At 46.8% G+C, this 21,532-nt stretch carries 14 protein-coding genes; 5 read left to right on the top strand and 9 right to left on the bottom strand.

All coding sequences use genetic code 11. From position 1 onward, the window contains the following. Positions 1-79 precede the first annotated feature (79 nt). Positions 80-1,756, top strand: coding sequence for an AMP-binding protein (locus AB0763_RS04030; RefSeq protein WP_306101524.1), 1,677 nt, complete (start codon positions 80-82; stop codon positions 1,754-1,756). An 87-nt stretch (positions 1,757-1,843) separates the two neighbouring features. On the opposite strand, the gene fusA is transcribed toward AB0763_RS04030, so the two are convergent. Beyond that, the gene (gene fusA / locus AB0763_RS04025; protein ID WP_306101525.1) at positions 1,844-3,928 is read right to left on the bottom strand and encodes an elongation factor G; all 2,085 of its coding nucleotides are present in this window, start codon (positions 3,926-3,928) and stop codon (positions 1,844-1,846) included. Positions 3,929-4,143: 215 nt separating this feature from the next. Beyond that, positions 4,144-5,523 carry a DNA repair protein RadA gene (gene radA, locus AB0763_RS04020; protein WP_306101526.1) on the bottom strand — a complete coding sequence of 460 codons (1,380 nt, stop codon included), beginning with the start codon at positions 5,521-5,523 and terminating at the stop codon, positions 4,144-4,146. Positions 5,524-5,692: 169 nt separating this feature from the next. On the opposite strand from radA, the gene AB0763_RS04015 reads away from it, so the two are divergent. Next, entirely contained in the window at positions 5,693-8,041 is a 2,349-nt protein-coding gene (locus AB0763_RS04015; RefSeq protein ID WP_306101527.1) for a PilZ domain-containing protein, read from the top strand. A gap of 143 nt (positions 8,042-8,184) precedes the next feature. On the opposite strand, the gene serB is transcribed toward AB0763_RS04015, so the two are convergent. Beyond that, entirely contained in the window at positions 8,185-9,165 is a 981-nt protein-coding gene (gene serB, locus AB0763_RS04010) for a phosphoserine phosphatase (RefSeq protein WP_306101556.1), read from the bottom strand. Between the two features lie 84 nt (positions 9,166-9,249). On the opposite strand from serB, the gene AB0763_RS04005 reads away from it, so the two are divergent. Next, positions 9,250-9,837, top strand: a complete 588-nt coding sequence (locus AB0763_RS04005; protein ID WP_306101528.1) for a YtjB family periplasmic protein — start codon at positions 9,250-9,252, stop codon at positions 9,835-9,837. A gap of 60 nt (positions 9,838-9,897) precedes the next feature. Here the strand turns inward: AB0763_RS04005 and phoU are convergent, their stop codons facing one another. The 4 genes from phoU to AB0763_RS03985 are packed head-to-tail and all read right to left on the bottom strand — an operon-like array spanning position 9,898 to position 15,339. Further along, a complete protein-coding gene (gene phoU, locus AB0763_RS04000; protein WP_306101529.1) occupies positions 9,898-10,611 on the bottom strand; it encodes a phosphate signaling complex protein PhoU in 714 nt (237 codons plus the stop codon). Positions 10,612-10,638: 27 nt separating this feature from the next. Beyond that, entirely contained in the window at positions 10,639-11,457 is an 819-nt protein-coding gene (pstB, locus tag AB0763_RS03995) for a phosphate ABC transporter ATP-binding protein PstB (protein ID WP_306101530.1), read from the bottom strand. A gap of 1 nt (position 11,458) precedes the next feature. Next, complete coding sequence (gene pstA / locus AB0763_RS03990; protein ID WP_306101531.1) at positions 11,459-13,156, bottom strand: phosphate ABC transporter permease PstA; 1,698 nt, start codon at positions 13,154-13,156, stop codon at positions 11,459-11,461. 2 nt (positions 13,157-13,158) lie between these two features. Then, a complete protein-coding gene (locus tag AB0763_RS03985) occupies positions 13,159-15,339 on the bottom strand; it encodes an ABC transporter permease subunit (RefSeq protein ID WP_306101532.1) in 2,181 nt (726 codons plus the stop codon). 201 nt (positions 15,340-15,540) lie between these two features. Here AB0763_RS03985 and ppk1 point away from each other — a divergent pair, with 201 nt between their 5' ends. Together ppk1 and ppx are read left to right on the top strand one after the other, a co-directional pair. Then, positions 15,541-17,604 (top strand): polyphosphate kinase 1, encoded by a 2,064-nt coding sequence (gene ppk1, locus AB0763_RS03980; protein ID WP_306101533.1) that lies wholly within the window; start codon positions 15,541-15,543, stop codon positions 17,602-17,604. 11 nt (positions 17,605-17,615) lie between these two features. Further along, on the top strand, positions 17,616-19,142 hold the full coding sequence (ppx, locus tag AB0763_RS03975) for an exopolyphosphatase (protein ID WP_306101534.1): 1,527 nt from the start codon (positions 17,616-17,618) through the stop codon (positions 19,140-19,142). 124 nt (positions 19,143-19,266) lie between these two features. Here ppx and AB0763_RS03970 read toward each other — a convergent pair whose 3' ends face one another. Together AB0763_RS03970 and phoR are read right to left on the bottom strand one after the other, a co-directional pair. After that, positions 19,267-20,223, bottom strand: a complete 957-nt coding sequence (locus AB0763_RS03970; RefSeq protein ID WP_368643792.1) for a PstS family phosphate ABC transporter substrate-binding protein — start codon at positions 20,221-20,223, stop codon at positions 19,267-19,269. Positions 20,224-20,231: 8 nt separating this feature from the next. Continuing rightward, positions 20,232-21,527 carry a phosphate regulon sensor histidine kinase PhoR gene (gene phoR, locus AB0763_RS03965; protein ID WP_306101535.1) on the bottom strand — a complete coding sequence of 432 codons (1,296 nt, stop codon included), beginning with the start codon at positions 21,525-21,527 and terminating at the stop codon, positions 20,232-20,234. Positions 21,528-21,532: the final 5 nt, after the last annotated feature.

Here is a 21,532-nt window from a genome sequence, read left to right as displayed (position 1 = left end):
AAAGCGATAAACAAACGACAAAATTTCACCACTCTTCTATAGTAATCAATAATAACAATAATCATAGAAGGGGGCGTCTATGCAACCGAACCAGGAACGTGAAACTTTAACACCCGATCTCGCTTTGCTAAATTGGGCACAATCTAAGCCAGATCAATGCTATCTGCGGCAACGCGCTTCGCGCCAATTTGTCGACTATACCTTTGCCCAAGTCGCTCGTGAAGTTCAGTGCTTTGTCAGTGTTTTACACTCTTTGGGCCTTGAGCCCGGCGACCGAGTGGCCTTAGTGTCGAAAAACTGCGCCGAGTGGTTCATTGTCGACCTCGCGATTATGATGGGGGGCTTTGTCAGTGTGCCGATTTTTCCAACGGCCAATGAAGAGACCATCAATTACTGTATTGAGCACAGTGAAGCTAAGGTGATCGTTGCGGGTAAACTCGATGATAACAGCGCCACTCAAGCGGTCATTCACCAACACCCAGACATTGTCTCAATTGCCTTGCCCTACAACAGCGCGCCGATTTGTCAAAAGCACTTTCGCGATTTAATTGAGTCCGCCCAACCCTATCAAGGCGTACCAACGCATCATGACGATGACTTAATGTCGATTGTCTACACTTCAGGGACCTCGGGAACCCCTAAAGGCGCGTTACTGACTTATGGCGCCTTTATTTGGTCTGTCGAGAAATTGATTGGCCTGATTGAAGCGACCGGCGAAGACAGGTTATTTTCCTATTTACCGCTTGCTCATATCACCGAGCGTGTCTATATCTTTGGCACCTCCATCATGACTGGCGCTTGTACGGCATTTCCTGAATCACTCGACACCTTTGTCGACGATCTGAAAGCCCATCAACCGACGTTATTTATTTCGGTGCCGCGATTATGGACCTTGTTTAAGCAACGCATCGAAGAAAAACTTCCGCCAACCAAGTTATCACTATTATTGGCCATCCCTTTGGTCAATCGCCTGATCAAGCAAAAGATTGCCAAGGGGTTAGGGCTTGCCTCAACCCGCTTGCTCGGCTGTGGCTCTGCCCCGGTTTCTCCTTCCTTGTTGTTGTGGTTCGACCGGCTAGATTTACCGATTTGTGAAGCTTGGGGCATGACGGAAACCTTTGCTTACAGCACATTAAACCTTCCCTACCGGCGTGATAAAGTGGGCAGTGTCGGCCAAGCGGGGCCTGGAGTAGAGATAAGCATTGCCGACGATGATGAGATTTTAGTGCGCTCTCACGGGGTGTTTTCGGGTTATTATCTACAGCAAGAAGCATCGAATGAGAGCTTCACCGATGAATGGTTACACACCGGAGATATTGGTTATCTCGATGACGAAGGGTACCTGTTCATTCAAGGTCGCAAAAAAGATACCTTTAAAACAGCCAAAGGCAAGTTTGTTGCTCCGGTGCCGATTGAAAAAAAACTCGCCGATGTCGTGCGTGCAGACATGTTGTGCTTGATTGGGTTAGGGCTGCCAGCCCCTATATTGTTGGTGGTGGTGCCCGAGATGTCGTCTTTCGATCCTGAGCGCTATCAAAAAAGCCTCACTGAACATCTGCACAAGTTTAATCAAACACTCGATAGTCACGAAAAAATCAAAGGGGCTTTGATCGTTGATACCCCTTGGAGTATCGACAATGGCATATTAACCCCTACGCTCAAAATCAAACGTCATGTGCTTGAACAGCGCTACCACCAACTCGGCCAAGATTGGCCAACCGACAAACTCGTATTATGGGAAAAAGATCTCACTTGATGGGCTGTCGTTACTCTAGACTTCACTAATAAAAAAACCCTCGCTAGGCGAGGGTTTTTTATGACCAGAAACTTGTCAAAGGACAAATTACTTAGCGTTGCGCTCTTTAACTTCAGCGATAACTTGCTCTGCAACGTTAGCAGGACAAGGAGAGTAGTGAGCAAATTCCATAGAGAATTGACCACGACCTGAAGTGATTGTACGCAAGTGACCGATGTAGCCGAACATTTCAGATAGAGGAACGTCAGCTTTAATACGAACACCTGTCGCGCCAGCTTGTTGGTCTTTGATCATACCACGACGACGGTTAAGGTCACCGATAACATCACCAACGTTGTCATCTGGGCTGAATACGTCAACTTTCATGATAGGCTCAAGAAGTTGTGCACCTGCTTTAGGCATAGACTGACGGAATGCACCTTTCGCTGCGATTTCGTAAGCGATGGCTGAAGAGTCGACCGCGTGGAAACCACCGTCGAATAGCTCAACTTCAACGTCTAGAGTTGGGAAGCCAGCAAGAACACCTTCGTTCATCATGCTAGCGAAACCTTTCTCAACTGCAGGCCAGAATTCTTTTGGTACGTTACCACCAACAACTGTTGAAGAGAACGTAAAGCCAGAGTTAGACTCGCCTGGTTTGATACGGTAGTCAATTTTCGCGAACTGACCAGAACCACCAGACTGCTTCTTGTGCGTGTAGCTGTCTTCGATTGCTTGTGTGATGGTTTCACGGTAAGCAACCTGAGGAGCACCTACTTCTAGCTCAACGCCGTAAGTACGCTTCAAGATATCAACTTTGATATCTAGGTGAAGCTCACCCATACCTTTAAGGATGGTTTCGCCTGAATCTTCGTCAGTTTCAACTTGGAAAGATGGATCTTCTGCAACCATTTTACCGATCGCGATACCCATTTTCTCAGTAGAACCTTTGTCTTTAGGAGAAACAGCAATTGAGATTACTGGTTCTGGGAAGATCATCGCTTCTAGAGTACACTCGTGCTTAGGATCACAAAGAGTGTGACCTGTTTGCACGTTCTTCATACCAACGATTGCAATGATGTCACCAGCGTGCGCTTCAGTAAGCTCGTTACGCTCGTCCGCTTGCATTTCACACATACGACCGATACGTTCAGTTTTACCAGTAGCAGAGTTAAGAACGGTATCACCTTTCTTCAACTTACCAGAGTAAATACGGACGAAAGTTAGGGCGCCAAAACGGTCATCCATAATCTTAAACGCAAGTGCGCGTAGCGGCTCGTCTTCAGAGACTGTCGCAACTTCACCTGTTGGCTCACCAGTTTCTGGGTGAGTTAGCGGCTGAGGCTCAACTTCGTGTGGTGCAGGTAGGTAATCAACTACTGCATCAAGAACAAGCTGAACACCTTTGTTTTTAAAGGCAGAACCACAGTAAGTTGGGAAGAACGCAAGATCACGAGTACCTTTACGGATACACGCTTTTAGTTGCTCGATGGTTGGCTCTTCGCCTTCCATGTACGCTTCCATTAGGTCGTCGTCTTGCTCAACTGCAGTTTCAACCAACTCTTCGCGGTATTGTTCTACATCGTCAACCATATCCGCAGGGATATCTTTGATTTCGTAGTTTTCAGGAAGACCAGAGTCATCCCATACGTACGCTTTACGCGTTAGTACGTCTACAACACCAACGAACTCGTCTTCGATACCGATAGGAAGTGTCATCACAAGTGGTGTCGCTGCTAGAACGTTTTTCACTTGATCGACAACACGGTAGAAGTCAGCGCCCATACGGTCCAATTTGTTGACAAAAATTAGACGAGCAACTTCTGATTCGTTCGCGTAACGCCAGTTGGTTTCTGACTGAGGCTCAACACCACCAGAACCACAGAATACACCGATACCACCATCGAGAACTTTAAGAGAACGGTAAACTTCAACGGTAAAGTCAACGTGTCCAGGAGTATCGATAACGTTTAGGCGGTGACCATTCCACTCACATGTTACAGCCGCTGACTGGATAGTAATACCGCGCTCAGCTTCTTGCTCCATGAAGTCAGTAGTAGACTCACCGTCGTGTACTTCACCCGTTTTATGGATTTTACCGGTGAGCTTAAGGATACGCTCAGTCGTGGTGGTTTTACCCGCATCAACGTGCGCGAAAATACCAATGTTTCTGTACTTTGATAAATCTGCCATTGTCTTACTCTGTTTATAAGGTATAAATTGCGCGCAGAGTATATCACAATCTATAAAGACTGATAGCTCTGCAAGCACATATGTGAAAAAATATTTAGTTTACGGCGCTTTTGGGTAAAAACCCGATGACTAAACTTCCTCGCTTATCTATATCACCTGCTAGTCTAACGATCGTCAGCGACGAAATAAACCTTAACGGCTAAGTTTTGTAAGATTTATAGTCCGTCAAATGCCTCAATGGCTTCTGATAGCTTACTAACCGCATGAATTTCCATCCCTTGCACGCCGCCTTTAGGCATATTTGCTTTGGGAACAATGGCTTTGGTAAAGCCGTGTTTAAACGCTTCTTTTAGTCGTTCCTGGCCACTTGGCACCGGTCGGATCTCCCCTGCCAAGCCAACTTCGCCAAAAATCACCACATCTTTGGGTAAAGGCCGGTCTCTAAAACTCGATAACAGTGCCACCACAAGCGCCAAATCGGCACTGGTTTCGGTCACTTTAACGCCGCCAACAACATTGACAAACACATCTTGGTCGGCCATCTGTAATCCGCCGTGTTTGTGCAACACCGCCAACAACAATGACAAACGGTTTTGTTCCAAACCAACAGCAACCCGCCTTGGGTTGGCCAATTGGGAATAATCGACCAAGGCCTGAATTTCGACCAATAAAGGACGCGTTCCTTCCCAAAGCACCATGACAGAACTGCCTGAGGTTTGCTCTTCGCCCCGCGAGAGGAAAATCGCGGAAGGATTATTGACCTCTTTTAATCCCTGTTCTGTCATCGCAAACACCCCGAGTTCATTGACCGCCCCAAAGCGGTTTTTGTGGCTGCGCATGGTACGAAAACGGCTGTCAGTACCGCCGTCTAATAACACCGAGCAATCGATGATGTGCTCGAGTACTTTAGGACCGGCCAAGGTACCGTCTTTTGTCACATGACCAACGATAAACACGGCCACATTATTTTGCTTCGCGTAACGCGTGAGTGCTGTCGCTGACTCTCGCACTTGAGCAACACTCCCCGGTGACGATTGCACATCGGCCACGTGCATCACTTGAATCGAGTCAATCACCATAATTTTGGGCTGTTCTTTTGCTGCGATTTGGCAGATGGTGTCGACATTGGTTTCGGAGAGCATTTTTAGATCGTGCTTAGGAAGCCCCAAGCGCGATGCTCGCAGCGCCACTTGCTGCAGCGATTCTTCACCGGTGACGTACAAGGTTGGCATTTGTGAAGAGAGATAACACATGGTTTGTAATAACAAGGTTGATTTACCCGCCCCAGGGCTACCACCAATCAAGATGGCGGCTCCCGGTACAATGCCTCCGCCAAGTACACGGTCAAATTCTTTAAAGGTACTGGTAAAACGAGGGACTTCTTGCAGATCTATCTCAGATAAAACTTGCACTTGTTGACCACCGGCAGAACCTGCATAGCCACTTGCTCGCTCCTGCCTCGCCACCGCGGGAGAGGCCGGCAAGCGCACTTCGGTAATTGTGTTCCAAGCCCCACATGCATTGCACTGTCCCTGCCAACGTGGAAAATCGGCACCACAGTCGTTACACACATAAGCTCTTTTTGCTTTTGCCATTACAGACCTTATTTGATTCGTCGAAGATTTAAGAGATTGAAAAAATATCAGAAACTAAGCTCGTGACTTAACAGAATTAGCACAACAATTTGTTTAATGCTTTATTTAAATCAAGTTTCTCGGTATTTTGTCGATGACCTTATTATAAATTCGAAATGTATCAGAAGAAATGCAACCATCCGAAATACTCTCACTTGTCGAACGCCTCATTCCTGTTTACCACGCTCCTGATTTTGAGCAGGTATTGGAAAGGTTGGTTGCTGATTTTCATCCTTCGGCCAAAATCATCGTTAAAATCGAATTGAATCGCCTTATGGAACCCTGTGGTCGCACCATTGACCTGCGAGGGCGTGTCAATGGAGACTGTCGCGAGTATCGACTTGATGGCCGACGCCATTGGCTCGATGATGTCGCTTTTAACGACTATCAAAAGCAAACCAAAAAATTTGGCGGTTACACCACCGGGGTATGGGAAGCGCTGTCCAATACTCGAAATAACTACCGCATTATCGCCAAAAATCGCGCTCCGGCGCCGTCGAGTAATCAGATCACCTCAGAAGACAGTCCTTTTCAAGCCGAACCAATTCAACTGGGCCAAGACCTAAAACGACAAGAAAAACGCTTGCGCTTACAAACCCAAGTGGAAATTACCTTACCCAAAGGTCAAATCATTCACGGTTTGACCATTGATATGTCAGAGTCTGGCGCTAAGATCAAAGTCCCCAGTGCGTTTGTCTATCAACTCGGCGACATTTTAGATGTCGAGTTTGTCGAATACCTACAATACGCAACGCCAAGCCAAGATTACAAGTTAAAATTACGCCTACTTGCGGTCGAAGAAAACCTCGACAACGACGCGATAAAAATTCTGCGCACCGTTAAAGCCTCGGAAAAAGACTTGCTGGCCACCTTGATTGACGACGCCCTGCGCAACCCGCAAAAGCGCTTGAAACACGACAACCAAGATAAAATCCTTCGTGCTCGAGCAAGAGGGTTTGAACACATTTTTTTAAAGCACACTTGCCATTTACCGCTTTTCTTTAGCCAAGATGAGTTAAAGCTTGCGATGTTAACGCCCAATAACCAACGCATTTGGCAATATTGGCACAATGAACAAGGCCAACAAGTCCTCGGCACCTTGTTTCACCCGCAGCGGCTAAAAAATCTCACCCACAGTGATATGTCTCAGGGCAGCTGTAAACTGTATGCCTTTCAGCACCAGCACGAACAGAAAACCTTTTTTTACTCGATGTTCCCAACCGAAGCGACTCAAGAGCAGACCAGGCTCTTTTGGCATGTGGGCGCCAAACGCGAGAGCTGGAAAGTGTTTCAGGTGTCCTTTTATCGCTTACTCCCAGAAGACAAAGAGCAACTGTCTCGCTTTCAAGAAGAGCTTGGCGAGTGTGTTAACGATCTCACTCATTGTGCAGTACTACAAGAAATCGGCGACCACCAGCAGGCCAACGATTATCTCTTGTCTGAAAAGCCCCGTTTACCTGTCACAGAACTCAACTCGTTCAGACAGAGTCGACGCTTGGTTGGCAACCCTCGCAGTGTCTATTTCGATGCCACCTCTCGACGCAAAGAACCGCGTTTTATTTTCAAAACCCCGCTGATCTTAACTCATCCCACCAAGGGGCAAGTACAGGGTCATTCGGTCGATTTTTCAGGTAAAGGCATCAGTGTACAGGCACTATCGCCACTGCCTTATCACGTCGGTGAGCTCATTTCGATTAATATGATCGAACTCAACAAAGCCAGTAAGCAGCTCGACTTATCGACCATACCTTATAAAGTGGTCAAAGTGAGCAATGAGGGCAATTCAATACAGTTAGTCATGCAAGAAAACGACGAAACCAGCAAAGTCAGTGCTTTTCTTAAATCCATCTTTAAGCTCAACAAAGACAAACTCAAAGAAAAAGAAGAGCGACTGCCCTCTCATGGCATGCTCAACGCCTTGCACCAAACCTTGCTCAGTAAGATGAAAGTCTTCCCTTTTTACATTGATAAAGGCATGCACGGCTTTCAAACCCGAGTCATTGGCGTGTCTTATCCGTTGCCTAAACACATCGATGTATTGTCAAACCTTGGCCATAAAGAATATATTTCCTTAGAGCCACTGTTTAAAAATCGTACTAACACCTTGTTGGCCACGCCGTTAAAGCGCAGTGAAAAACAAACATCATCAAGTTTTGAAATCTACATAGGCTTAGAAAAACTGGGCCGAAAACCCGTTGCCATCCACACCAAGTTAGCCCAAGACTTTACCAATATTAAGCAGCGTATTGCCTTCATCAAATCGGCCCAAATTTCGGGTGAGTTTATCGCTTTAAGATTGTCGATGGCGCCAATTTACAGCCCGATCACCTTGTTACTACAACAAGAGCTTAACGATTTGACCCAAGTCAGCGTACATCAAGCCAGTGCTTTGGAAAGAGAGCTCACCAATTTGGTCGGCTACGGGGAGATAGAAGACATTACCGAAGAAGTCCTGATCCGCTTACAGTTAACCCATTAAGCCCAGTAATGACCTCTGTTGCGGGTCGTCATACATAAGACGCTGAACACAAGGTGTATTCGCGCCTTGATCAGACGTGTAATGAGTGAGGTGGATGCAATTAGGTACGCCCTTGCTGCAGACACAACAAGGGCGAAGTTTACTTACCAGCTTAACTTTTGCTGCTTAGCCAAGATACCACTTAAGATACAGACCACCCCCCCAAGGTCTGCATAACGGATCGCGACTGAAGCTTGTTGTTCGACTTTGGGCTTCGCGTGATAGGCAATGCCTAATCCCGCTACAGACATCATCGCAAGATCATTAGCGCCATCGCCAATGGCAATCGAGTTGTGTATCTCAACATCGTACTCTTGGCATAAAGAGAGCAGGACTTCGGCTTTGGTTTGTGCCGACACCACAGAGCCCAACACTTGGCCGGTCAACTGTCCGTCTTTAATTTCTAATTGATTTGACTTAGCAAAATCTAAATTGACTAAACGTTTTACTTCATCAGAAAAATACGTAAAGCCACCAGAGGCAATCGCGGTTTTCCAACCAAATTGCTGCAAGGTCTCAATCATGATTTCGAGCTCTGGCATTAAGGGCAATGAAGCGCGCACTTCTTCTAAAATAGATTCAGGTGCATTGGCGAGCGTTGCGACGCGTTGGCGCAAGCTTTGCTCGAAATCCAACTCCCCTTGCATGGCCAACTCAGTCACTTGAGCAACTTCTTCACCAACACCAGCCAATTTGGCAATTTCATCAATACACTCAATTTCAATCGCCGTTGAGTCCATGTCCATCACAATCAGGCCTGGTTTGGTTAAATCCGGCACTTCACTTAAGTCGGCATAGTCAAGCTTTAACGCTTGTAAAATGGTTTCGTGCTCGGGCGTCAAAAAACCTGACATCAGTGCCACTTCATAACGACCCACTTGCCATGTTTGCAACACGAGACTCGTTTCACCCGTAAAGGCGTCCATGTCGTTAAAATGTGAAGGCGATAAGTACTCGCCGTAAATGATCCAGTGCCCTTTGCGCTTGTCAATATTGGCGGCCTTTCGCTGCTCTGGTAGACGTTGAAGTAACCTTGTCTGTTTTTTTATTGTTAACAAAACCAATGCTTCCCTGTGAAGACGAATAGAATTAAGGCTAACTTACCCTATTGCAATTTATCAATGCAAGTATCAAACTGTGGGTTGGCTTAATTATTGATTGAAATGTGCATGACTGAATCCCTTTTTTCTGTTCGCAATACCCTTAAAGCCATCGCTTTGGTTATCTTGGCGGGGATTTTATTTTTCACCGTCAAAAACAGTGTGGTGATCAGTCAAGGCAACGCCAGTATACAATCAAAACAACTTGAGACTTTAACCCATATTTTGATCTCTCAAGCGGCGTTGAGTGCCAGTCAAATGATCACAGAAAAAGACCAAGATCAACTGCTCGACTTTGCCAATCAACTGGCCCACGAACACTTAGTACACGATGCCACCATTTACGATGCCCAAGGGGTCACTCTCGCCGCCAGCGACAAAGCGAGCTCAGCAAGAGAAATTTTAGGCCTCGACACACCGCTGGCCACCGCGAGAATTGGCCGTCAGCAATTAGTTGAGCCCATCTACGATCAACACGGCGTCGCGGGCTTTATTCGCATCACCTTTGAAAACGGCAAAGTCACCGCCATTTCCAACCATCATTACCGCAAAAGCGACCGCTACATGTACATCATGATTATTGCTAACTTTATTGCAGGTATGTTGTTTGTCTTGATTTTACAAAGGCAGTCCAATCGCAAACGAATAAACGGGTAAGCATTTAATTTTCAAAGCGTTGGTAAAAGTGCTCACCAAGCTTTGGCCATGGCGTGAACCTTAAGGGGAGTTCGGTGCCTCTGGGGTAACAATATCGTCCAAATTTTCCGGGCTTAAATGACGAACGTCTTTACCTTTGACGAAATAGATAATGTACTCACAGATATTTTGGCACCGGTCGCCAACGCGTTCAATCGCTCGTGCAGACCACATCACTTGCAGTACCGACGGAATATTACCCGGGTCTTCAGCCATAAATGCGATCAATTGCCTCATCACCGCATCGTATTCTTCATCGAGAATATCGTCGGTTTTATGCAAACGCGCTGCCGCGGTGGCGTCCATGCGAGCAAAGGCATCGAGTACCTCGTGCAGCATGTGGATGGCTTTGCGGCACAACGGCTCAAGAGAGATTTGAAAGTGTTGCTCTTTGGGTGACTCTAACACAACTCGTGCCATGCGGCTGGCGACATCGCCGATGCGCTCTAAATCGGTGATGGTTTTGATAATAGCAATGATCAAACGCAAATCCTTGGCTGTCGGCTGGCGCTTGGCAATAATCTTGGTACAAACCTGATCAATGGCCACTTCCATCGCATTCACTTTGTGATCGTCTTGAATCACGCGTTTGGCCAAGTCGTGGTCGTCTTTGTGTAACGCCTGCATCGCAAAAGCCAGTTGCTGCTCAACTAACCCCCCCATCGTTAACACATGGGTGCGGATGGCTTCTAACTCCGTATTAAATTGACCAGAAATATGGCGACCAAACTGCATACTTTACCCTCTTGCAAAGATTTGAAATCAACCGTAGCGACCCGTAATGTAATCTTCGGTTTTTTTGTGTTTCGGTGAGGTGAAAATCGTATCGGCATCCGAGTACTCGATCAATTTGCCCATGTGTAAAAACGCGGTATAGTCACTGACTCGAGCCGCTTGCTGCATATTATGGGTCACAATCACCACACTGTATTGAGATTTGAGATCGTTGATCAGCTCTTCAATGGTTAAGGTTGAAATCGGATCGAGGGACGAGGTTGGCTCATCAAGCAATAAGACTTCAGGTTCAATGGCGATTGCTCTTGCAATCACTAAGCGCTGCTGTTGACCGCCAGACAAACCAAAGGCGTTGTCGTGTAACCTGTCTTTGACTTCCTTCCACAACGCGGCACTGCGCAATGAACGTTCAACCGCATCATCAAGCACACGGCTGTTTTTAATGCCTTGTAAACGCAATCCATAAACCACATTTTCATAAATTGATTTGGGAAAAGGGTTTGGCCGCTGAAACACCATCCCAACTCGGCGCCGCAACGTCGATACATCCACTTGCCGGTGGTAAATATTCTGTCCGTGAAGCCGGACTTCACCATCGACCTGACACCCTTCTACCAAATCATTCATGCGGTTAAGGCAGCGCAATAACGTCGATTTTCCACAACCAGAAGGACCGATAAACGCGGTTACTTTGCCCTTAGGTATTTTCATCGATATATCCGTCAGCGCTTTTTGCTTACCATAGGAAAGTGATAAATGACGAATATCGACCGCCGTTTGCGCTTCACTTAATTCACTGACCTCTTGCGGTTTGTGCAAGTTTAATTGCTGCTCCAAAGAATACATCTTAATCGTGCTCCAAAATACGGTATTTTTCGCGCAAATTGTTGCGAATACGAATCGCCGTTAAATTCAACAATACGATGATCACCACTAATAATAAAGATGTGGCGTAAACCAAAGGCCTTGCCGCTTCGATATTAGTGGTCTGAAAGCCAACATCATAAATGTGAAAGCCAAGGTGCATAAACTTTCTGTCGAGGTGCAAATAAGGGAATTGACCATCGACAGGTAAGTTTGAGGACAACTTGACGACCCCGACTAACATCAATGGCGCCACTTCGCCCGCCGCTCGCGCAATCGCAAGAATGAGCCCCGTCAACATGGCCGGGGTGGCCATCGGCAAAACAACACGTGACAGAGTTTCAAACTGTGTCGCGCCCAAGGCCAATGAACCGTGACGTACCGATTGAGGGATCCTGGTGAGTCCTTCTTCTGTGGTGACGATCACCACAGGTAACGTCAACAAGGCCAACGTTAAAGCAGACCACAAAATTCCCGGAGTACCAAAGGTCGGTGCTGGCAGCGAATCGGCATAAAACAGGCGGTCAATATTACCGCCTAGGGTATAAACGAAAAAGCCCAATCCGAATACCCCATAGACAATAGAAGGTACACCAGCCAAATTCACCACGGATATGCGAATAAGACGGGTAAAGACATTGTTATTTGAGTATTCATTTAAGTACACCGCCGCAATCACACCAAGTGGCATGACGATCACTGACATTAAAATAACCAACAACACCGTGCCAAAAATAGCTGGAAAAATACCGCCTTCCGAATTGGACTCACGCGGATCATCGACAATGAAATGAGCGACTCCGTATAGCCAGTGGCGTATTTTTTCCTCCCACGTCATCGCATTGGGAAACCAATATTGTTCGACCAGGTTTAAAGGCAAACTCAAGCGGCGATCCGAGCTATCGATGACGATCACTTGGTATTGCATTTGGTCTTGCTTAATGCGATCTAATTGCTGATGATATTCAGATAACTGGGCGTGAATAGTACGCTTTTTTTGCCAAATCAAACCAGAAGCTGGGCTCATATTTTCTTGATTCGCTGGTAAAGCCGCCTCTTGACGATGTACACTGGCAAGCTCGCGATCCAAAGGCTTGATTTTCTTTTCGACCAACTCACGACTCTTGCGCTCGAGCAAGGCAATATTGCCTAATGCCTCATCGAGATGAGAAGGCAAATGGGTGTAAAACGTGTGATTGTTTGTCTGCAACCCCACCAAGCGACCAAAAAAATCGCCCCCCTGTTTTCGCTTTAAAACCACAAGATCTTCTGGGCTTTGCCGCGTGCCTAATTGCGAAGTTAAAATCGACACAAAATCACTTTGATGGTGTTCTCGGTTGGCAATCTTGATCACCAAACGCTCCGACTTCCCCTCACTTGGCAAGGCCAAACGCTGACGTAACGGCTCAGCGATACGTTGGTTGCGAACGTCTTGTGTCGCGTAGATCTGGCCGATAATACGAGACGACAAAGCCATGTTGTCTCTTTGTTCTTGGTTGAGCGTTTTGATAGGCCATTCGTAAATTGGTGCAGGCCAAAAATACGCCAAGCCTTTTGAGCCAATCATTAATATTAAAAATAAAACCGATAACAAACTGATGCTCACCGCACCACTGGTTAGCCAAACGAACGGGCTGCCGCGGTGTAACCAACGGAAGCAATGACGCACTGTATTTCTCATAATTATAGTGACCGATACCTATCTCTTAACCGCTGCCTTACCCACTCACCCAACGAGTTAACGGCGAAAGTAAAAGCCAATAAGATTAAAGCCGAGAGGAATAAAATTCGATAATGGGCGCTCCCTACCTCTGATTCTGGAAGCTCCATCGCTATTGTCGCAGACAGGGTTCGCATACCTTCAAATACGCTCCAATCTAACAGCGGCGTATTGCCCGTTGCCATCAGCACGATCATCGTTTCGCCCACAGCGCGGCCAAAGCCCATCATCAAGGCAGAAAAAATGCCGGGACTGGCGGTCAACAAAACGACGTGAATCAAAGTTTGCCAAGGGGTGGCTCCCAAGGCGAGCGATCCTAGACTCAAATGTTTAGGCACAGAAAATATCGCCTCTTCCGCAATGGTAAAGATCGTAGGAATAACCGCAAAGCCCATCGCAAGCCCGACGATCAAAGCGTTACGTTGCTCATAATCAATACCATTCTGAGCGAAAAAGACCCGTAAATCGCCGTGAAACCACCACTGCTCAAGAGAAGGCGCAAGCGCAATGCCTAACATAATAAACACGACCATCATTGGCATTACCATCAAGGCGTGCCATCCAGTGGGCACACCACGCCGATAATAAACGGGTATCAAGGCCCAAACCCCTGCGCCAACCACACAACTCAACGGCAGCAGTACAATTAAGAGCAGCGCGGCTAACAAATGTTGTTCGACCACAGGGGCGAGCCAAACCCCAGCGACAAAACCGATGATCACGGTAGGCAAAGCTTCCATCAACTCGATGGCCGGCTTCACCACGCGCCTCATTTTAACCGACATAAAATAGCCGGTATAGATGGCGCCGAGTACGGCAATGGGCGCCGAGAACAACATCGCAAATAACGCCGCTTTTAAGGTGCCAAAAGTCAAAGGCACAAGACTTAACTTGGGCTCAAACGTATCACTGGCCGATGAAGATTGCCAGACGTATTGCGGCTCAGGGTACCCCTCGTACCATATTTTTTGCCACAGTGCTGACAGCGAAATCTCGGGGAAACTGCGGTTCAATTGATGAATGTGTACCACGCCATCGCGCCAGGACACCAATTGCTGCTCGCTTTTCGACAGCGCAATTAAGTCTGGCACTTGCTCAAACAAAGCCTCAGACATGGTTTGATTGTGGTTGGTGGTGTAGTAACCATTGACGGTTCCATCGCGCATAAAACCGTAAAAGCCTTTGTGGTAATGATCGGTAACGATGCTATCCAAATCATTGCCGAGGCTAAAGGTTCGAATTTTAGACAGAATGCGTTTGCGATCTTTAAGCACGTCAAACCACTGGCTGACCTCACCGCGTTTTGTCGTCACTAACAAGGAATACGCACCGGGTAAAAATTGCATGTGGGCCACTTGATTGGGTGACTTAGCCAAGCGAATCACCTCGCGTAAAACAAAACTTTTTTGACGCCACACCATCACCGCCAATTGATTGCCTTCTCGCAAATACAAGGTTTGTCCATCAGGGCTAAGCAACACTTGATCGGGGTTGTGTAACGGGGCAAGCAGTGCCTCTTGTTTAAAGCCCGCCTCCCCCATACTGGCTTGAATCAAAGACGTTTGACCACGGTCATCGAGGGTGACCAGCATGAGCGTTTGATCCATCACCGAAAAAGAAAAATCGGCGATCGGATGTTCGCCAAGATAAGTGTGAAGGCTAGGCAAAGGCACCTCGGTTAATTGAGGCGCGACTTGATGGGACAACTGAGCAAATTGCGTTTGCCACAGAGACAGTTGTTGCCCTTGCTCTAAAATCGCCAAATAGTCTTGACTGGCGTCGCGGCGACTGATGAACGGATGCTGAGCAAGGGGCTGAGACAGCATCAATTGCGGTTTTTCAGCATTGAGTACGTGCCACATATTCAACTGCCCTTGCTCGGACAAGGTGAGAATTTGATCTCCGCTATCGGAAACATCGATATCGACTAAAACCTGTTGATTGGGGAGCACAAAGGTGTCGGCATTAGGGCTAAAATAAGCATCTTTAAACAAAGGCAACACCACCCAAGCCAAGTAGATAAAGAGCAATACCAAAGCACCTAAGGCAACAATACCACCACAAGAAACGACCCCCTTGACGAATCGGTCTGTTAACAACCGCTTTTTATCTTGTTCTTGCAATGAAAATTTACCGAATAACATCAAAAGGTTCTTACTTTGGGCCATCTTATAAGGCTACGCTAGATGTGTTTCAATTTTGTGACAACTACCTCTGTCATTAAAATTTAAATGCAACTAAGCTGACAAATACAATTTGCAATAAAAACGTCACAAAAACAACATATTGTCACCTTGTTATTTAGAGATTATTGCCTAACTCAATCGATTTAGCCAGGTATAAAAATGAGCACAGATGTCCTTTATGTAGACAAAGAATTAAGCTGGTTGTCCTTTAACGAACGCGTTTTACAAGAAGCGGCGGATAAGTCCGTACCTCTTATCGAGCGCATTCGCTTTCTTGGTATCTATTCCAATAATCTTGATGAGTTTTACAAAGTTCGCTTTGCTGATGTCAAACGTCGGATTTTGATCAATCAAGAACGCGGTATTGACGACGGCTCAAAAGACTTGCTCGTCAAAATGCAAGATAAAGCCAAACTGCTCGGCATTCAGTTTGAAGAAATCTACAACGAACTGATTCGAGATATGGCTCGTCGGCGCATCTTCTTGATCAATGAGCTTCAAATTTCAGAATCTCAACAAAAATGGGTTCGCAAGTATTTTCAACGCGAAATCTTACCTCACATTGCGCCTATTTTTCTCAATGATGACGTTGATGTCCTGCAGTTTTTAAAAGATGAATACGCCTACTTGGCCGTCAAACTCTCGGAAAAAAGCAAACACCAATATTCGCTGGTTGAAATCCCCACCGATCACTTACCGCGTTTCGTCATTTTACCCGATCAAAAAGGACAAAGACGCAAAACCATTATTTTGCTCGACAACATTATTCGCTTTTGTCTCGATGATCTCTACAAAGGCTTCTTTGATTATGAATCGATTGAATGCTTTGCGGTCAAAATGACGCGCGACGCCGAATACGATTTGAGCCATGAAGTCGAACACAGTTTACTAGAGCAGATGTCAGAAGGCCTAGAGCAACGCCTTACCGCGATGCCGGTGCGATTTGTCTACCAAGAGGGCATGCCCAAATCCATGCTGCGCTTTTTATGTGACAAGCTCAAGCTATCGAGTTACGACAACTTGATCCCCGGCAGCCGATATCAAAACTTCCAAGATTTTATGAGTTTCCCCAATGTCGGTCGTGAATACCTTGAAAATAAATCGCTTCCGCCAATAAAGTGCTCTGACTTTAACGGCTTTGCCAACAGCTTTGATGCCATTCGACATCAAGATATTTTACTTTACTACCCGTACCACACGTTTGATCACATCTCTGAGTTAGTACGACAAGCATCTTTTGATCCGAAAGTGTTGAGTATCAAAATCAACATTTACCGAGTGGCGAAAAACTCTAAGTTACTCAATTCCTTAATTGACGCCGTTCACAATGGCAAAAACGTTACCGTAGTCGTTGAGTTGCAAGCGCGTTTCGATGAGGAAGCGAACATTGAATGGTCTAAAATCCTCACCGATGCCGGCGTTCAGGTGGTCTTTGGCGCGCCCGGGTTAAAAATCCACTCTAAGCTCTTGCTCATCAGCCGCAGAGAAAAAGGCGAAATCGTTCGCTATGCTCATATTGGTACCGGTAACTTCCACGAAAAAACCGCTCGCATATACACTGACTTTTCACTGTTAACAGCCGACCAAGAAATCACGACTGAAGTACGCAATGTTTTTGGTTACATTGAAAATCCGTACCGGCCCGTTAAATTTAAACACCTTATCGTTTCGCCGCGCAATTCAAGGCGCGATATATATCGCATCATTGATAATGAAATTGCCAATGCTAAAGCCAAAAAAACAGCTAAGTTAACCATTAAAGTCAACAATTTAGTCGACAAAGGTATCGTCAACCGCTTGTATGCCGCCAGCCAAGCTGGAGTAAAGATTAATATGATCATTCGCGGTATGTGCTCGCTGGTTCCCGGGGTGAAAGGATTGAGTGATAATATCTACATCATCAGTATCGTCGACCGCTTCCTAGAGCACCCCCGAGTGGTCATTGCTCATAACAATGGCGACCCACAAGTGTACATTTCATCCGCCGATTGGATGACACGCAATATCGATCACCGCATCGAAGTCGCTGCCCCAGTGCGCAGTCAGAGGCTAAAGAAACGCATCATCGATATCATTAATATCCACTTTACAGATACGATGAAAGCGCGTTTAATCGATCAATCAATGAGTAATCAGTACGTACCACGTGGCAACAAAAAGAAATTACGCTCTCAAATTGCCATTTATGATTATCTCAAGCAGGTTGAAAAATCCAAATCATAGGTAACAAAACCATGGTAGACACCGAACCCAGAAACATTGCCGCCATTGATCTTGGCTCAAATAGCTTCCATATGGTGGTGGCAAAAGTTGTCGGTCAAACATTACAACTCGTGAGTCGACACAAGCAGCGAGTGCGCCTCGCGACCGGTTTAAATGACGACAATCACTTGTCAGAAGAGGCGATAGAACGCGGTTTAGAGTGTCTCGCCATGTTTGCCGAGCGCATTAGTGATTTTGAACCGCACAATGTGCGTATCGCCGCAACCCATACACTTCGACAAGCCAATAATGCGTCTGAGTTTCTCACTCGAGCCTACCAGGTTTTGCCTTTTCCCATAGAGATCATTGCCGGTGAAGAAGAAGCCCGCTTGGTGTATTTGGGCGTCGCTCATACGCAAAGCGAGTCTGACTCTAAATTTGTCGTTGATATCGGTGGAGGAAGTACTGAGCTGATTATAGGCCAAGGTTTCGAAGCTGAATTGGTCAACAGCAAGCAAATGGGCTGTGTCAGTTTTACAGAGCGCTTCTTTGCCAATGGCAAGCTCAACAAGAAAAACTTTTCACAGGCGACGCTCGCCGCTCAACAGCGTTTGGAATCTATCGTCCCCATTTATAAGAAGAAAGGCTGGCAAATGGCTTTTGGTTCATCGGGAACCATTAAAGCCATTCGCGAAGTCGTAGTGGGTCAAGGCCACAGTGATGGCCTCATTACTGAAGAACGACTGCAGCAATTAATCGATAAGTTGTGCCAATTTAACACCATTGAAGACATCAAACTCGAAGGGTTAAGTGATGACCGCCAACCCGTGTTTGCCGCGGGGGTGGCTATTTTAAAAGCGGTGATCAACTCACTCAAAATAGAACAATTACACTTTTCGGATGGCGCATTGCGCGAAGGGCTACTTTACGAGATGGAGTCGCGCTTTGCCCGTGCTGATATTCGCATGAGAACCACCGAAGCACTGGCCATGAAGCACTTTGTCGACCTTGAACACGCGAAAAATGTCGCCTGTGTTGCCGACCATTTTTTACAACAAACGAGGCAATCCGTCGATAAGAAAAACAACGAAGAACTCAGCGCTTTGTTACAGTGGGCAGCAATGTTACACGAAGTGGGCTTGAGCATCCGTTTAAGAGGCGTCCATCGCCACTCAGGATACATATTAGAAAATGCCAATTTACCCGGCTTTAATCAAGAGCAACAGCTCCTGCTCGCGACATTAGCGAGATTGCATCGAAAATCAATAAAGCTCAATCAAATCCCCAACTTCTCTCTGTTTAAGAAAAAAGATGTGGTGCACTTGGTGCGTATATTACGCCTAGCCATTATCGTCAACGGTCAGCGCAATGATCTCACTTCATTACCCGATCTGACGTTAGACGTACAAAAAAACGATGCGTGGACTTTATCAAGCTCACAAGAAAAATGGCTTGATGACAACCGGCTATTACAAGCCGATTTACTCGAAGAGCAGCAATATTGGCAGAGCGCCGGTTGGGCGTTAAACATCACCGGGTTGTGTGACGAAGAAGACTGACCCATATTCATACCAATCCCCGTCGTAGCCGGGTATGGCCGGTGACGGGGAGGCATAAAGGTTCAGCAAAGAGGCAAGTCTGAGGGCTTTTTTGGTTGTAATAAACCAACCTAGAGATGGGTCGTTACAGCCCAACCTTATTTAACTCTTGTTCAGCCAATTTAACACTGATGGGCACATAACCTTCTTTGCTTACCACAGCTTGACCTTCGATAGAGTAAACGTATCGAATAAACTGCGCCATGATCGGGGACAACGGCTTGTTGGGCGCCTTGTTAATATACAAGTAAAGGTAGCGAGAAAGCGGGTAACGCTCATTGATTATATTATCGCGTGTCGGGCTAACGTAGTGAATGCCGTCCTGAGAAATCGGCAAAAAACGCACCCCAGACACTCGATACCCGACCCCCGAGTAACCAATGCCATCAATGGTGCTGGCCACGGATTGTACGACCGATGCTGATCCGGGTTGCTCGTTGACATCCAAGCGAAAATCTCCGCCACACAAGGCATGCTCTTTGAAATACCCATACGTCCCTGACGCGGAATTTCGCCCAAAACGCTGAATGTTGCGCAGACCCCACTCCCCTTTGACCCCAAGTTGTGCCCAGCGCTCTATCGGCATTACCCCTTTACAACGCAAAGTGGAAGAGAAAAGAGCGTCGACTTGGGCAAAGCTGAGCCCCTTGAGCAAATTATCTTGATTGACAAAAATACCAATCGCATCAATGGCGATTTTAAGCTCGGTCGGTGGGTAGCCGTGCTCGCGAACAAAAGCTTGAATTTCTTTTTGCCTCATCGGGCGGCTCATTGGCCCTAACTGGGCAGTTTGCTCGATTAAGGCCGGAGGCGCAGTGGAAGAACCCGATGCCTGCACCTGAGCGTCGATATTGGGGTAGTAGCCTTGAAAGGCGCGTAACCACGCTGATGTCAGCCCCGCTAAGGTATCGGACCCAACACTTAGCAGCTCACCAAACACCCCAGATTGTCTTTGATATGGCTCGAGTTCGGCGGCTTGGGCCGACAACGAAAACGACAAACAAGCCGTCACAGCCAAGAGGGTTGCCTTTTGCTTAATCAACGCCACGTTCATACCACAAGACGGCTCGGCAAGGTAAAACCAAATTGACTGCCGCGACCGACTTCACTGCTGATTTCTAACTGGCTGTCGTGGTGACTCAGTGCGTGTTTCACAATCGCCAATCCTAAGCCACTGCCGCCGGTGTCTCGCGAGCGAGCTTTGTCGACGCGATAAAAGCGTTCAGTCAATCGATGCAAATGCTGTGGCTCAATACCGGGGCCGGTATCATTCACTTCTAATCTCGCGCCTTGTTCACAGTGAAACCAACGCACGTGAATGTGTGAATGTGCCGGGGTGTATTTAACCGCGTTGTAAACAAGATTAGAGATGGCGCTGCGAAGCTGGTCTTCATCACCATACACTTGCAGTTGCTTATCGATGTCAAATTGGAATTGATGTTGCAGATCACCGCTAAGGCTCTGCGCTTCTTTCTCCAAAACCTCCAACATAGCTGGCACATTAACGTGATCGTCTAAATCGTGAATTGGCGCGGCTTCAATCTTGGACAATGTCAGCAATTGACTGACCAAACCATTCATACGATTGAGTTGTTCTGTCATCACTCCATGGGCTTTACTCCACATCGGCCCAACCACCATGTCTGGGTCTTCGGTCATCTCGAGGTAGCCTTGAAGTACCGTCATTGGCGTTCTCAGTTCGTGTGACACATTGGCAAAGAAGTTACGCCGCATGCCTTCGAGCTGTTTAACCTGAGTCACATCGCGCACCACCATCAGATGCTCGCCTTCCATATAAGGCACGATCCGCATTTCTAATGTGCGTTCGACATTAAGGGGGGAACACATTTCTAACGGCTCTTCAAAGTCGCCTTTGGCCATAAACTTAATAAAGTCTGGTGTGCGAATCAGGTTAGAAATTGGCTGGCCAGCGTCTTCTGGCCATTTAAACCCTAAGGTATGCTGAGCAAGGCGATTACACCAAACGATGTTGCCTTCATCGCGAAACACCACCACCGCATCAGGTAAGGACTCCGCCCCGTTTCTAAAGCGTCGAATCAGTTTGGTCAATTCTTTGCGTTTGCGACGCTGACGCTGCTGAAAGCGATACAAACCATTGAAGAGCAATTCCCATTGTCCACTGCCCGACGGCGGCGATAAACGCTTGTCATCCCAAAGCCAAGTGGATAGACGGGTCAGATTGTGCAGATGCCACATCAATTGTAAAAACGTGGCGATCAGCAATAACCACGGCAAGTGGCCAAATATCAGGCCAATTAAAATCCAGGGAATGTAAAAAAAAACCAGCCCAGAGGCCAGCTTTTTCCAAGTTATCAATTCAACCACAGTCT

The sequence above is a fragment of the Vibrio sp. HB236076 genome (genome assembly GCF_040957575.1).
Classification (GTDB): Bacteria; Pseudomonadota; Gammaproteobacteria; order Enterobacterales; family Vibrionaceae; genus Vibrio.
Note: the sequence above shows the minus strand (reverse complement) of the source record. Positions and strands in the feature narration are given on the sequence as shown.